Source organism: Curtobacterium sp. S6 (assembly GCF_000710345.2).
GTDB lineage: Bacteria > Actinomycetota > Actinomycetes > Actinomycetales > Micrococcaceae > Rothia.
Map to the genome: position 1 here is coordinate 375,230 of NZ_JHEL01000015.1, position 13,602 is coordinate 388,831.

General features: G+C 63.2%; 12 protein-coding genes. 5 read left to right on the top strand and 7 right to left on the bottom strand.

All coding sequences use genetic code 11. The annotated features are described in order from the left end of the window. Positions 1–75 precede the first annotated feature (75 nt). From pepN to CURSPS6_RS03940, 3 genes are all read left to right on the top strand, one after another. Positions 76–2,667 (top strand): aminopeptidase N, encoded by a 2,592-nt coding sequence (pepN, locus tag CURSPS6_RS03930; RefSeq protein ID WP_030014288.1) that lies wholly within the window; start codon positions 76–78, stop codon positions 2,665–2,667. Positions 2,668–2,818: 151 nt separating this feature from the next. After that, positions 2,819–4,408 carry a hypothetical protein gene (locus CURSPS6_RS03935; protein WP_051687608.1) on the top strand — a complete coding sequence of 530 codons (1,590 nt, stop codon included), beginning with the start codon at positions 2,819–2,821 and terminating at the stop codon, positions 4,406–4,408. Further along, the gene (locus tag CURSPS6_RS03940; RefSeq protein ID WP_051687609.1) at positions 4,409–6,109 is read left to right on the top strand and encodes an ABC1 kinase family protein; all 1,701 of its coding nucleotides are present in this window, start codon (positions 4,409–4,411) and stop codon (positions 6,107–6,109) included. It abuts the gene before it with no gap. A gap of 36 nt (positions 6,110–6,145) precedes the next feature. Here CURSPS6_RS03940 and CURSPS6_RS03945 read toward each other — a convergent pair whose 3' ends face one another. The 5 genes from CURSPS6_RS03945 to CURSPS6_RS03965 all read right to left on the bottom strand — a co-directional run bounded on the left by CURSPS6_RS03945 (position 6,146) and on the right by CURSPS6_RS03965 (position 10,215). After that, positions 6,146–7,171, bottom strand: a complete 1,026-nt coding sequence (locus CURSPS6_RS03945; RefSeq protein WP_030014295.1) for an LCP family protein — start codon at positions 7,169–7,171, stop codon at positions 6,146–6,148. Positions 7,172–7,295: 124 nt separating this feature from the next. Then, on the bottom strand, positions 7,296–7,556 hold the full coding sequence (locus tag CURSPS6_RS03950; protein WP_030014296.1) for a type B 50S ribosomal protein L31: 261 nt from the start codon (positions 7,554–7,556) through the stop codon (positions 7,296–7,298). Positions 7,557–7,711: 155 nt separating this feature from the next. Continuing rightward, a complete protein-coding gene (locus CURSPS6_RS03955) occupies positions 7,712–8,617 on the bottom strand; it encodes a TrmH family RNA methyltransferase (RefSeq protein ID WP_030014297.1) in 906 nt (301 codons plus the stop codon). A gap of 27 nt (positions 8,618–8,644) precedes the next feature. After that, positions 8,645–9,427: a sulfite exporter TauE/SafE family protein gene (locus CURSPS6_RS03960; RefSeq protein WP_030014301.1), complete on the bottom strand. Its 783-nt coding sequence runs from the start codon at positions 9,425–9,427 to the stop codon at positions 8,645–8,647. Next, positions 9,427–10,215 (bottom strand): ABC transporter ATP-binding protein, encoded by a 789-nt coding sequence (locus tag CURSPS6_RS03965; RefSeq protein ID WP_030014303.1) that lies wholly within the window; start codon positions 10,213–10,215, stop codon positions 9,427–9,429. Before CURSPS6_RS03965 ends, CURSPS6_RS03960 begins: the two co-directional genes overlap by 1 nt. A 107-nt stretch (positions 10,216–10,322) precedes the next feature. On the opposite strand from CURSPS6_RS03965, the gene serB reads away from it, so the two are divergent. Then, a complete protein-coding gene (gene serB / locus CURSPS6_RS03970) occupies positions 10,323–11,270 on the top strand; it encodes a phosphoserine phosphatase SerB (protein WP_160319772.1) in 948 nt (315 codons plus the stop codon). A gap of 73 nt (positions 11,271–11,343) precedes the next feature. Here serB and CURSPS6_RS03975 read toward each other — a convergent pair whose 3' ends face one another. Together CURSPS6_RS03975 and CURSPS6_RS03980 are read right to left on the bottom strand one after the other, a co-directional pair. Next, on the bottom strand, positions 11,344–12,087 hold the full coding sequence (locus CURSPS6_RS03975; protein ID WP_030014305.1) for an SDR family oxidoreductase: 744 nt from the start codon (positions 12,085–12,087) through the stop codon (positions 11,344–11,346). Positions 12,088–12,183: 96 nt separating this feature from the next. After that, positions 12,184–12,930 carry a beta-ketoacyl-ACP reductase gene (locus CURSPS6_RS03980; RefSeq protein WP_030014307.1) on the bottom strand — a complete coding sequence of 249 codons (747 nt, stop codon included), beginning with the start codon at positions 12,928–12,930 and terminating at the stop codon, positions 12,184–12,186. 191 nt (positions 12,931–13,121) lie between these two features. Here CURSPS6_RS03980 and CURSPS6_RS03985 point away from each other — a divergent pair, with 191 nt between their 5' ends. Further along, entirely contained in the window at positions 13,122–13,577 is a 456-nt protein-coding gene (locus CURSPS6_RS03985; protein ID WP_051687611.1) for a DUF3099 domain-containing protein, read from the top strand. The last annotated feature ends 25 nt before the right edge of the window (positions 13,578–13,602 follow it).

The window sequence follows — 13,602 nt, forward strand, 5'->3', positions numbered from 1 at the left end:
GAGGGACCCTTCGATCCGTCCCGCGCCGTGTCGGGACCGGCCGATCCAGAGGAGTCAGCTTCTATACTTTGTGGTGTGCGCAACGACAATCTGACCTATGACGAAGCCAAAAGCCGATCCAACCTTCTCGAGATCGACCGGTACGACGTCCATGTCGATCTGACCCACGCGGCGGATTCGACCATGGAGTCCTATCCGGTAAAGACCACGGTGGCTTTCTCGGCCGAGGTGTCCGGCACGGACGAGGCCTCGACATTCATCGAGTACATTCACCACAGCATCGAGTCCGTGACGCTCAACGGGCGGGCGCTGAATCTCGCCGAGGCCGTCGTCGGAAGCAGGATTCTCCTCTCGGGGCTGGCATCGCGGAATACCCTCGTGATTCACGGACGCTCGCTCTATTCGCGCTCCGGGGAAGGCCTTCACCGGTTCATCGATCCTCAGGACGGGCGCACCTATCTCTACACCCAGTACGAGCCGGCCGACGCCCGCAGGGTGTTTCCCACGTTTGAACAACCGGATCTCAAAGCCGTCTTCGCTTTTGCCATCACGGCTCCGAGCGACTGGGTCGTGGCCTCAAATACCGAAATCGTCGCCACGGATGACGATCCCGTGATCGAGGGAGTCTCACGCCGGCGATTCGCCCCGACGAAGAGGATGTCGACGTACATCACGACCCTCCTCGCCGGTCAATATCACGCCGTGAGTTCGCTCTATCGTCCGTCCGTCGACGGCTCGGCCACGGCCCCGATGACGCTGTATTGCCGCCAGTCCATGGCCGAGCATCTGGATTCCGATGACATCTTCGCGCTCGTCAGATCCGGGTTGGACTTTTTCCAGGACCTCTTCGATTTCGCCTACCCGTGGGGCAAATACGATCAGGCGTTCGTGCCCGAGTACAACTTGGGTGCCATGGAAAATCCCGGCCTCGTGACCTTCACGGAGTCTTATCTGTTCCCCGAAGGATCCACCGTGGCGCAGCGCGAGGGACGCGCGAACGTCATCATGCACGAGATGTCCCACATGTGGTTCGGCGACTTGGTCACGATGCGCTGGTGGTCGGATCTCTGGCTCAAGGAGTCCTTTGCCGAGTACATGGGTGCGCTGGCCGCGGATCGAGTCGGCGGATACGACGAATCGTGGGTGACCTTCGCCAACCGACGCAAGGCGTGGGCCTACACCCAAGATCAATATTCGACCACGCATCCCATCGTCGCGGAGATACCGGACGTCGAAGCGGCCAAGCAAAACTTTGACGGGATCACCTACGCCAAGGGCGCTTCCGTGCTCAAGCAGCTCGTCGCCTACGTGGGATTCGACGGCTTCATCTCGGCTGCTCGCGTGTACTTCGCTCGGCACCAATTCGGAACGGCCGAACTGGCCGACTTCCTGGCCGTCCTGAGCGAGACGTGCGGCCGGGACCTCGGGGCGTGGGCCCGGGCATGGTTGCAAACCTCGGGTGTCACACGCCTGACCTACGACTCCGCAACGCGCGAGATCCAGCAGGCGTTTCCTGACGAGACGTCGCGATCGGTCGGGCGTCCCCACGTCCTTAACATGGCACCGCTGCGCCTCGAGGACGGCGTCCTGAAGCGCGCGGAGACCGTCGCCTGCGAGATCGGCGAAGGGAGCGAGAGCCGGTCGACGGTCGTATCCCTCCCCGTGGACACGGAAGAGCCCGGGCAAGGCCTCATGCTGATCAACCAGGACGACCAAACCTACGCGTTGTCGCTCGTAGCCGCCGCGGACACCGATCTCGCCCTCAGCCACGGACATTCACTGGCCGATGCCATCGACCGTGGCGTCCTGGGAAGCTCGCTGTGGAACATGGTGCGGGAGGGCCTCCTCGACCCTCGTCGATACGTCGATCACGTGGCGGCCGGAAGCGGGCAGGAGGAATCCTCGACTCTCCTAGACACCATGCTGACCCACGCGGAGACGGTTTTCCATAGCTACCTCTCCCCCGAAGAGCGCTCGGTGAGCGCGGCCTCCTTCTGCCGAACCCTGCGTGATTCCTGGGACAACGCCGAGCCGGGAAGTGACGCACAGCGGATCTTGGCCCATCACGCCCTCGTGCTGGCCCGCACGTCGGAGAATTTGGCCGAGGTCGCCTCCGAGCTCCTTGCCTGGGTCTCGGACCATCCCGGTACCCCGTGGAACGGCCTTTCGGTGGGCGATCAGCTCGAATGGATGGCGAGGACGGCGCTCGCCGCCCACGGCCGACTGACGCGGTCGGCGATCGAGGAAGCCTTCGCCGCCAAGCCGAGCCAGCACGCGGCCATCGGGCAGGCGCGTTCTCTGGCCGCCCTTCCCGATGCGGATGAGAAGTCGCGGGACTGGGAGCGCATCTTCACCGAGAGCCTGTCCAACGACATCCTCTCGGCGACCGCTTCCGGCCTGGCCACCGGATCGCCAGAGCTCCGGCGGGGACAGGGCCGCGAGTACTTCGACCGGCTCCTCGACGTCTGGGAGCAGCATTCGATCGGGATGGCCACTCGCATCGTCCGCGGGCTGTTCCCCCAGCTCGACGACGACGTCGACCCCGTGACCGCGGCCGCCCACTGGTTGGACGCCCACCCGACGGCACCAAACGCGCTTCGGCGCGAACTGACGGAGCGGTTGGAAGATGCCACACGGGCGGCGCACATTCGGCAGCGTTGGGCCTGAGGCGCACCCCGCGCGCGGGAAGCCGGCGTGGCCCCGTCACGTTGCGGAACACGTCGGTAAAACTGGCGGGGATAACGCTTCCTCCGGCCCAAATTGTGACATTCTAGGAAGACCTGCTTCGGGTACAGAGGGAAATCAGAGGAGATTCGCAGTGACGGATTACGCGCTCAACGACCGTGGGTCTTTGGAGCTTGTCACCGAGGACTATTACGACGCCGAGATTCTGCGGCTCTTCGACGGAAAACGCCTGGACCGCGAGCAGGTGGTCGACGCGACCGCCCAGCTCGTGCCCGAACCGGATAATCCGATCTTTCCGGAGAGCATTGCGATCTGGGTCAACGGCTACAAGGTTGCCCGAATGGGAGTCGAGGATTCCGCTCGATACTGGAATCCCCTGGCCCGCATTATTTTCTCGGGCTACACGCCCGTCGCCCCGATCCGATTCTGGGCCACTCAGCGCCGCGATGGGGACCACCCCCGCCTCGAAACCCGGGCCGTCCTGTCGGTCTCCAGACCCGAGCTGCTCTTCCCGATCAATGCCTCGCCGTTGCACGCGGCGCTCCTCCCCCAGGGATCCAGCGTCAAGGTGCTCAACGAGAACGAACACGCGGAATACCTTCACGATGTCCTTCCCGTTTCCGGCGAGGGGCGGGTGATTCTGACGCTCGAGGCCAATCGCCATAAGCTCGCCGACGGCTCCGAGGTCGACGTCGTCGACGTGCTTCATGACCGACGCGTCGTCGGCCGCTTGAGCACGCAGATGTCCGAACAGTTGGCGCCGGTGGTTCGATACGCGTTCCAGCACAATAAGCTCACGGCGGTGTGGGGCACGATTCGGGGAAGTTCCTTCGAGCTGTCCCTGACCGTCCAGACCGTCCGGGCCAATGACATACCGCGCTCCTGGTACGCCGAATTGCCGAATACCTTGCCGCAGCTCAAGGCCAAGCAAGACTACTACGACCTCGACCCGAGCTACGTCCCGAGCGAGGCCGAGGAAGATCCGAGCCTGAAGCGGGCCGCCAGCCCAAAGGCCGAGGCCGAGCGGACCCACCCCGCCACGCACGGCAGTTCTTCCGCCGCGCTGGCCGGCTATTCCGAGCACCGAACGGACGCACGGTCCGCGTGGGGCCTCGGCGCGCTCGGCCTGTTGATCCTTTTCCTGGGTGTCGTCCTGATCTTCTTCAAGCCCGTTCTGGGCGTCTTGGGCATTATCGTGGGCGCGTCCGTGGCCTTCGTGGGACTGTACCTGGGGCGTATCCAGGGATCTGGACGTATGTACGACGAGATCGACATCAACCCGCCGAACCGCTCGGTTTCCTCCGGCTCGGAGGGTTCCCGGGACAGCGTCTCCGTCTCCCAGCGCGAGCACCACGAGGCCGACCATGACGATTTTCACCCCGAATCCGAGGCATCGGCCCCGAAGGAATTCGATACCGAGCCGACGTCGGTTGACACGGGGCAACCCCTGACCGACGCCGAGGACGCGGATTCCCGCGAGGACGTCGTCCACCAGGCCGACCAGGATTTTCCTGCCGAAGCCGACGAGGTCTCCTCCTTCGAGTCGGAAGCTCCCGAGGTCGATGTGGACGAGGAATATCGCGACGATCACCCCGTGGACGCGGACTACGAGGAAGAGTCTCCCGAGTACGAGGAGATTTACCCCGAGTGGGAGCATTCCGATGACTACGAGACCGTAGGCGATGACTCCCCGACCGGCCGCGGGTCCGGTTCGCGACGCTAAGTGGGCCGTTTGATTTCACGAGCGGGTTCCCGGACCGATCGTTTCCTCCAGATCGGTGACGTCTTCATCCGCCACGGTCTCGGTTTTCTTGTCGAGGGACTGGGCGCGCCGATCGTCGGCCCCCTTCACCGCGTGAGACGCAGCGATCCCGGCGAGCGTTTATCCCAGCCGCAGCATCTCCGGATGGCCCTCGAGGAGCTCGGACCAACGTTTATCAAGGTCGGCCAGCTCATTTCCACACGCCAGGATCTCTTGCCAGAGGCGTATACCCGGGAACTGCGGAAGCTTCAGGACGATGCCACCGTCGTTCCCTATAGCGAGCTCGTCGAATCGCTGTCGGGCCAGCCCGAAGAAACCATGTTGGAGCAGTTCGACTCGATCGATAGCTCTCCCCTGGCCTCGGGCTCTATCGGTCAGGTCCACGCGGGCGTCCTCAACGGCCAGCCCGTGGTGGTGAAGTTCCGGAAACCCGGGGTGCTCGAGGAGGTTCACCAGGACCTGGAGATCATTTCCGATCTCGCGACCCTGCTGAGCCGGTACGTTCCGCTCGCCAAGCAATACGACGTCGTGGAGCTCAGCGCCGAGTTTTCCAAAACGCTCTTGGAAGAGCTCAATTACACGACAGAAGCCACCAATTGCGATCGATTCGGCTCGTTCTTTCGAGACGACCCAGAGCTGAATATCCCGCGGATCTACTGGGAAGCGACCACCTCACGCATCCTGACCCAGGAGCGCGTCGGCGGGATCAAGATCAGCGACATCGATGCACTGGACGCCCACGGTGTTGACCGACATCGTTTGGCCGTCAACGCGACCGGTGCGATGTGCCGGATGATCTTTGAATTCGGCGTCTTTCATGCCGATCCCCACCCCGGCAATCTTTTCGTGCGGCCCGACGGCGCGATCAACCTGATCGACTTCGGGATGTGCGGGGAACTCAGCGAGGATTTCCGCGACAGCATGTTGCCCCTGTTATTGGGGGTGACCACGCAAAACGTCAAGCAGTGCAGCCGTGCCGTCATTCGGCTGACCAACGCCCACGGGCGCAACGTGACCCCGCAGGAGATCGAGCAGGACCTCGGGCGGATCATCCATCAATATGCCGGTCAGAGCCTAGACGACCTCAATTTGGGCCGCGTGCTGACCGATGTCATGACCCTATTGCATCGCCACCAGCTGAGCCTGCCCGCCGAAGCGGCTCTCCTGATCCGGATGATCGCCACGGCCGAGTCCCTCGGGGAGTTGCTCGACCCGGAATTCGATTTCATCGCCGTCCTGACCCCGTACGCCACGGCCTTCGTTTCCCGGCGCATCTCGGCGGAGGCGCTCCTGAAGAGGCTGACCAAGATCACCCGGGAGACCGTGGACTTCGGTGTCGAAGTTCCCGGGTCTTTCCGAAAGATCATGGGAGTCATCGAGAACGGCGGGTTCGACGTGCATCTGCGCGCCGACGAGCTCGAAGAGATCATCGATCGCGTCGAGGTCGTCGGGAATCGGCTGGTAGCCGGGGCGGTCCTGGCCGCACTCGTGAACGGGTCCGCCAAAATCGTCTCGACCCAGCCCGAAAAATACGCCACCTGGAAAAGCCTCCTGGTCGGCGGAGGGGCGGGAGGCGCCGGCCTGTTGGGCGGGTACCTCTTGAGCTCCGCGCGCCTGCGCATTAAACGCCCGAAGCGGCGTCGCAGGCTCGGAAATCTCTGAGCCGCAACGCCGCCTCGGCGAGAGGTGTGGTGCGCCTTAGTCCGTTCCCACGGTCTTGGCGTAGTCGTCCATCGTCCCGTCCTTCATGGCCTGGCTGAGCTTGTCGACCGCCGATTGATCGAGGTTCACGATGGACTGCCCGTCGGCGGACCATCCGGTTCCCGAATTCGGCAGGGTCATCATCTTCATGTTCTTGAAGCCGTTCGGGCCCATTTTCATGCCGATCTTTGCGGCCTGAGTGGCCGAGAGCGAATCGTCGACCTGCACATACGGCGAAAAGTCCTTCACCATATCGTTGACCTTGACGGGGTTCGCGAAGTTCTGCGGATCGCCGAGGGCCTTCATCAAACCGCGCATATAGGCCCTTTGATCCCTGACGCGCTGGTAGTCCCCGTCGGCAAAGGCGTACCTTTCCCGCACAAAGGTGAGCGCGCGGTCGCCATTCATCTTCTGGGGCCCCTGTTGGAAGGTCTCCCCGTGGTCGGTGGTAAAGCCGATCGGAACGTCGACGTTGACGCCGCCCACGGAGTTGGTCAGGTCGCGGAATCCTTCGAAATTAATGCCGGCCACGTGGTCGATCCGGGTGTCGAGCAATTTTTCGATCGTCTCGACCTCCAGCGGGATCCCGCCTTCGTCCAGGGCGGCGTTGATCTTGGCCGGACCATGACCCGGGATATCCACCCAGGTGTCACGCATGATGGAGATCAGATAGGCCTGTCCCCCGTCCGCGGGCACGTGCAGAAGCATGATGGTGTCCGCGCGCTGCCCGGAGACGTCCTTCGCGTCCGCTTCGCCTTCCCGCGAGTCGCTACCCATGAGCAAGACGTTGTAGGCATCCGTATCCGCGGGCCTATCGGTGTTATCCGGCAGGGCATTCTCGAACTTCTTGGTTCCGGCGTCGAAATTGTGGGCCAGATTCGCGAAATACGCTCCCACGGCGATCAGACCGACGAGCACGAGCGTTCCACAGATGCCCAGCACGATCAGCCCGCCACGCCGCTTCTTGCGTGGCCGGGGCTCCGGCTGGTCGCCGTGGTCCAAGAGGTCGTCGTTGAGCGACATGCGGATACTCCGTGAGGTGATTGAGGGATTGCGGCTCGGATTGCCCGAATGATCTTACCCCGGACATACAAAAGGTGCCGGGAATCGTGATCGATTCCCGGCACCTTCCCAGCGAAAGGGCGACTTACTTGCCAGCCTTGCCGAAGTTCTTGAAGCGAGCGTTGAAGCGCTCGACGCGACCTGCGGAGTCCATGATGCGCTGCTTACCCGTGTAGAACGGGTGCGACTCGGAGGAGATCTCGACCTCGATCAGCGGGTACTCGTTGCCGTCTTCCCAGGTCTCAGTCTTCTGGCTGGTGGCGGTCGAGCGGGTCAGGAAGGTCTTGCCGGAAGCGAGGTCGCGGAAGAGAACCGCGTGGTAATCCGGGTGAATATCGGTCTGCATGGGTCTACCTTTTCAATCGGACTGGATTTTGCCAGGCCTAGGGTTTGAGGCTGAGATGCTTCGTGAAGCGTGGGAGTGCCCACAACACGACACAAAGGACGCCGCGGTGCGACGACTTCCCAACGCTACCACGAGAACGGTGAGAGGAGAAGGAATTAACGGACGCGCGTTTCCCAGAAGGCCACCGCCGAGGCGGCCGCCACGTTCAGCGAGTCCACGCCGTTGCCCATGGGAATCATGACCGTCTCGGAGGCCGTTGCAATCGTTCGTCGGTGCAGACCGTGCCCCTCGGTTCCCAAGATCAGGGCCAGGCGTTCGGGATTCCTCGTGCCCAACTCCGCCACGCTGATCGAGTCGCTCTCGAGGGCCAAGGCCGCCGTCACAAAACCGTGGTCGTGGAGGACCGCGAGATCATCCGGCCAGGATTCGGATCGAGCCCAGGGAATCTGAAAGACCGTTCCCATGGAAACCCGAATAGACCGACGATAGAGAGGATCGGCACAGCGCGGCGTGACGATTACTGCATCGATCCCCAGAGCGGCGGCCGAACGAAAGATCGCTCCCATGTTGGTGTGGTCCACGATGTCTTCCAGGATCGCGACGCGTCGGGCACCCCGGAGCACGTCCTCGACCGCAACCGGCTGCGGGCGCCGCATGACCGCCAGCGCACCCCGGTGAAGATGAAATCCCGTCAATTCCTCGAGGACCGCGTCCTCGCTCACGTAGGCCGGCACGTCGGGCCACGCACGCAGCACGTCTTCCAGGTCCGCGGCCCATTTGTCGGAGGTCAGGAAGGACATCGGTTGATGGCCCGCGTCCAGTGCACGCCGCAGGACCTTGGAGGACTCCGCGATGTACACGCCCCATTCGGATTCTCGCGACGTCCGCATGCGCACGTCGGTCAGGCCCCGATAGAACCGGAGGTCTCTGAGACGCTGGTCCTCGGCGCGTCCGTTCGCGTGGGCGAGGTCTTGGTGGCCGATGCGGATCACGCTCGGGATCGCATCGACGTGCGCCCGACGGGCGGCGAGCTCGTCGGGTCCGTATTGAGGATTCTTCATCCGTGCCTCCAGGTGCAGTGGGCCGAGTCAGTCCAGGAAGACCATCTTGACGATCGCCGCCAGACCGAGAATCACGATGATGGTGCGCAGGACGGCCGGCTTCATGCGCCGTCCGATCTTGGCCCCGACCCAGGATCCGATGGTCGAGCTGATGGCGATCAGCAACACGACCCACCAGTCGATGCGGTCGAACGCGAAGAGCACGTAGGAAATCCCGGCGATCAGGTTGACCGCGGCGACCAGGACCGTCTTGATCGCGTTGGCTCCCTGCAACGAGGCCAGCAGAAAGACCCCGAGGATGCCCAGGAGCAACACGCCCTGCGCCGCGACGAAATAGCCTCCGTAGACGCCGGCGAAAAACACCAGGGCATACAGGATGGGCGGCTGGTGATCGCCGTCGGCCGGGGTGATGGATTTGCCCTCCCGCCGCTTGCGGACCACCGCCTGCAACTTGGGCTGAAAGATCACGAAAAGGAGGGCTATGCCGATGAGGACGGGGCTGATGGACTCAAAAACGCTCGCCGGCAAGTGCAACAAGAGATAGGCACCCAGAATGCCGCCGACCAGTGAACACGGCACGAGTTTCCACAGGGTCGTCTCAAGTCCCTTGAGCTCTTTTCGATATCCCCAGGCGCCGGTGAAATTGCCGGCGATGAGACCCATCGCATTCGAGATCGTGGCGGTCACCGGCGGTACGCCCATCGAGACGAGGACCGGAAACGTCACGAGTGTTCCGGATCCGACGATCGTGTTAATGGCTCCGGCCCACAGGCCGGCCACCAAAATGATGCATATCTCCAGAAAAGACATTAGCGAGCGGAGAACGCCGTGTATCGGCCGTCGATCTTCGACAGCTTGAGCGGCATCTCATAGGCCTCGGTGAGATTCTCGGAGGTCAGCACGTCGTCGATCGGACCCTGGGCCACGATCTTGCCGTGGCTGAGGAGCAGCAGATGCGTCAGCCCCTGGGGAAGCTCTTCGAGATGGTGCGTGACCAGCAACGTCGTGGGGGCCTCCGGATCCCTCGCGAGATCGGTCAGGCGCGCCACGAGGTCCTCCCGACCCGCGATGTCCATTCCTGCGCCGGGCTCGTCGAGAATCATGAGCTCCGGATCGGTCATGAGGGCCCGCGCCGTGAGCACCCTCTTGCGCTCACCGTCGGACAGCGAGCCAAAGGTACGGTCCGCGAGGTGCGCGACGCCCCATTGATCAAGCAATTCGTTGGCACGCGCGTGGTCCATGTCGTCGTAGCCTTCGCGCCAGCGCCCCGTCACGCCGTACGCGGCCGTCACGACGACGTCGCGAACCCGCTCCGCCGGGGGAATCTGGGACGCGATGGCCCCCGAGGTCACGCCGATGCGGGGCCTCAACTCGAAGACGTCGACCGCCCCCAAGATCTCGTCCAGGATGTCGACCATTCCGGAGGTCGGATGGAGGCGGGCGGCGCAGACGCTCATGAGGGTCGATTTTCCCGCACCGTTCGGGCCCAAAATGGCCCACCGTTCACCTTCCTGCACGCTCCAGGTGATTCCATCGATCAATCGTTGGCCCTGTCCCCGGACCACAGAGACGTTGACTAGCTCCAAAACAGCACTCATACCTCGACTTTAAGCCACGTCTCCCCCAACGACCTAGCCGAGACACTCCACGGCGAGCTAACGGTCACACCTGGGAACGAAGGTATCGGATCCTTAGGATGGTCATTATGAGCAAAAACCTGCGAATCGTGGCCCTCATGGAGGGCACCGCGAGCGACCGACACCAGAGTCTCTACCACTACGTCGAGCAAGTCGGCGCAAAGATTCTCAGCGGCATCGACTATTCGGTGCCCGCAATCGCCGAGGTGCGTGCGGACGGGCGTCGCGCTCCCCAACGCGGCGGGCCTCAATACAGCGTCGTGACACTGACCGTTCGTTGGCCCCACGATGTCGTGGAACTCCGGCGGTCCTTACGGCCGGATCCCTTGGAACGGGCGGCGGGAGGCTACGACATCAACGTGATCGACCCCGGCGTCATGCGGGAGCAAAAGCGCATGCTCGTGATGGACGCCGATTCGACGCTGCTGGATGGCGAGGCGATCGACGACCTTGCCGCCCTGGCGGGCGTGCGTCAGGAGGTGGCGGAGGTAACCGCCCAGGCCATGCAGGGCCGTCTCGACTTCTCGGAGTCTCTCATCCAGCGCGTCGCCACCCTGAAGGGGCAGCACGTGGGGATCTTGCGCAGGGTCGCGCGATCATTGGTGCTCAACCCCGGGGCGCGCCAACTGGTCGATGCCTTTCACGCGCAGAACTACCCCGTGTGCGTCGTCTCGGGCGGCTTCATCAAGATCCTCGAGCCAATCGCCCGTCAACTGGATATCGAGTGCACGCGAGCCAACGACCTGGAGATCAGGGACGACAGGCTGACCGGTTCGGTCCGCGGGACCATCGTCACCGGCCAGATCAAACAAGATTCCCTCAAGGAATGGGCCAAAAAATTCGGGGTCAAGCCCTCGCACGTCCTGGCCGTGGGTGACGGCGCCAACGACACGCTGATGCTCGATCGAGCCGGCTTGGGTGTGGCCTATAACGCCAAGCCGGCGCTTCGGAACGTCGCCGAATCGCAGATCAATTTTCCCCGGTTGGACGCCGTCCGGCACCTCATCGGCGTCTAAAAACCCACTCTCACGCATCAGGGCGTGTCATGGACACCACCATGACACGCCCTGATCGGTTGAGGAACAGGCCTTAGTTCACGAAGCCCTTCGCGCCGCCCACGAGCTCGATGTGGCCCGTGTCGACGTCGGCGGTGACCATCTTGGCAACTTCCTGCGCGAATTCTTCGACCGAATAAAGCTTCCCCGCTTCTGCGCGTCGTTCATCGAGGGTGCCCGGGCGCACGCGGTTCAGCAAGGTCGCCGTCACGGTCCCCTCGATCATGTCTCCCGAGACCACGACGAGGGAAATCCCCTTCTCACGCAGTTCGGGGATCTCGGCGGTCAGAGCATCTTCGCCGGCGCGCTTGGATCGCGCCACGGCCTCGTATTCGGGCATCGTTTCGACATCGTTGATGAAGTGCGCTTGGTGCGATGTCACGAACACCACGCGTGCCCCTTCATTCATCGAGGCCGCCGCGGTCCGCAAAAGGTCCAGCTGGGCGTCTCGGTTGAGCCGGAGCGCGTAGTCCTCCCCCAGGTCCGACTCCATGCCGCCGGATGCGTTGAGGACGAGGATATCGAGCCCACCAAAGTTGGTCACCGCGGTATCGACGAGCTTCTGGACATCGTCATGGTTGGTGATGTCTGCCCCGACCGCCACGGCGCGACCGCCGGCCTCTTCGATGGTCTTGACGACCTTATTGGCCCGGGGAGCCTTCTGTCGGTAATTGATGACTACCCCGGCGCCCTCGGCGGCGAGGATTTTGGCGGTGTCCGCCCCGACTCCTCGCGAGGAGCCGGTGACAATAGCGGATTTATTCTCGAGCGAGCCCATGCTGTCCTTTCTGGTCGTCCCCCGGTCGCCCGGAGAACGCGTGATTGATAGTTAAGCCGCCGGCGCGGTGGCGCGAGCGGCAAAGGTCGGTGAAGATTAGTGCCCCATGCCCAGGCCGCCATCGACCGGGATCACCGCGCCGCTGATGTACGCAGCCTCATCGCTGGTCAACCACCGCACGACTCGGGCCACGTCCTCGGGCTGGCCGAAACGGTGGGCGGGGATCGTGTCCAAATATTTTGCCTGGGTCTCTTCGGGCAAGACGTCGGTCATATCGGTGTCGATGAACCCCGGGGCGACCACGTTGGCCGTCACATTGCGGGCGCCTAGCTCACGCGTGAGCGACCTGGCGATGCCCACAAGCCCGGCTTTGGACGCCGAGTAGTTGATCTGGCCGGGCGAGCCGTACAGGCCCACGACCGAGGAGATCAGCACGACCCGGCCGAACTTCTTGCGCATGAACCCCTTGGCGGCACGCTGAACCACGCGGAACGCACCGGTGAGGTTGGTGTCGACGACGTCGGTAAAATCCGACTCCTTCATGCGCAGCAAGAGGGTGTCTTTGGTCATGCCGGCGTTCGCCACGAGGATCTCGACGGGACCGAATTCGGCCTCGATCTCCTGAAACGCACGGTCCACCGATGCGGAATCGGTGACGTCGGCCTTGACCGCGAAAAACCCCTCGGGCGCCTCGCCCGAACGGTAGGTCACGCATACTCGGTGGCCTTGCGCCTTGTAGGCCTCCGCAATGGATCGCCCGATTCCTCGGTTTCCACCGGTCACGAGGACAGTACGGGGCTGAACGTCTTGATCGGCCTCGATGGTCGAGGGAAGTGCTGACATGATCACCTTTCGGCTGTATCCGGTCGCGCGGACCGTTCTCCTGATGAGGTATTCAGTCTGTCATCCTATCCGAGGCGCAGCCGAGGCCCAGCGTGGGCGGCGACGATCTTCCCACGCGGGTATCGTCCGAAGTGAGACAATGAAGGACTATGCGGTCCTCAACATCACGAACCCGGGAGGAGGGACCGACAATGTCACGCGACGGCCACCAGGCTCACCATGAATCATCGGACGTCCACACCATTACCGGTGCTCAAGCTCCCCATAGCGAAGGCATCGACCATCGCATGAAGCGGTACGCCCTTCAGATGGGGCTACGCATCGTGTGCCTCATCGTCGCGGTGGCCTTCGACGGATGGATTCGCTGGATCGCCGTCGTTGGCGTCGTGGTCCTTCCATGGGTCGCCGTGGTGTTGGCCAACGGAAATGACCACGCCGAGGTGCGCGACGTCTCCTACGACCCGGGCCGACAGCCGCGGGAGCTGATTCCGGGTGAAACCTACGACGCCGATTCACGCCCCGGAACCCAGGACGGATCCGCGGGTGCGGAAACTCACGGAAGCACCGAGGCCCCCGAGGATGAGGTGATCGACGGTGAATTCCGCCCGGGTCATCACGGCCGCAACGATGAGAAGCCGCAAGAATAGGTTCGTGTCCCCCACGTGCCACGAG

What these genes read in the sequence shown, in the direction of transcription:
- CURSPS6_RS03985 (WP_051687611.1), top strand. Translation starts at nt 13,122, where the DNA reads ATGTCACGCGACGGCCACCAGGCTCACCATGAATCATCGGACGTCCAC.
- CURSPS6_RS03965 (WP_030014303.1), bottom strand. Translation starts at nt 10,215, where the DNA reads ATGAGTGCTGTTTTGGAGCTAGTCAACGTCTCTGTGGTCCGGGGACAG.
- CURSPS6_RS03955 (WP_030014297.1), bottom strand. Translation starts at nt 8,617, where the DNA reads ATGAAGAATCCTCAATACGGACCCGACGAGCTCGCCGCCCGTCGGGCG.
- CURSPS6_RS03975 (WP_030014305.1), bottom strand. Translation starts at nt 12,087, where the DNA reads ATGGGCTCGCTCGAGAATAAATCCGCTATTGTCACCGGCTCCTCGCGA.
- serB (WP_160319772.1), top strand. Translation starts at nt 10,323, where the DNA reads ATGAGCAAAAACCTGCGAATCGTGGCCCTCATGGAGGGCACCGCGAGC.
- CURSPS6_RS03950 (WP_030014296.1), bottom strand. Translation starts at nt 7,556, where the DNA reads ATGCAGACCGATATTCACCCGGATTACCACGCGGTTCTCTTCCGCGAC.
- CURSPS6_RS03945 (WP_030014295.1), bottom strand. Translation starts at nt 7,171, where the DNA reads ATGTCGCTCAACGACGACCTCTTGGACCACGGCGACCAGCCGGAGCCC.
- CURSPS6_RS03980 (WP_030014307.1), bottom strand. Translation starts at nt 12,930, where the DNA reads ATGTCAGCACTTCCCTCGACCATCGAGGCCGATCAAGACGTTCAGCCC.
- CURSPS6_RS03960 (WP_030014301.1), bottom strand. Translation starts at nt 9,427, where the DNA reads ATGTCTTTTCTGGAGATATGCATCATTTTGGTGGCCGGCCTGTGGGCC.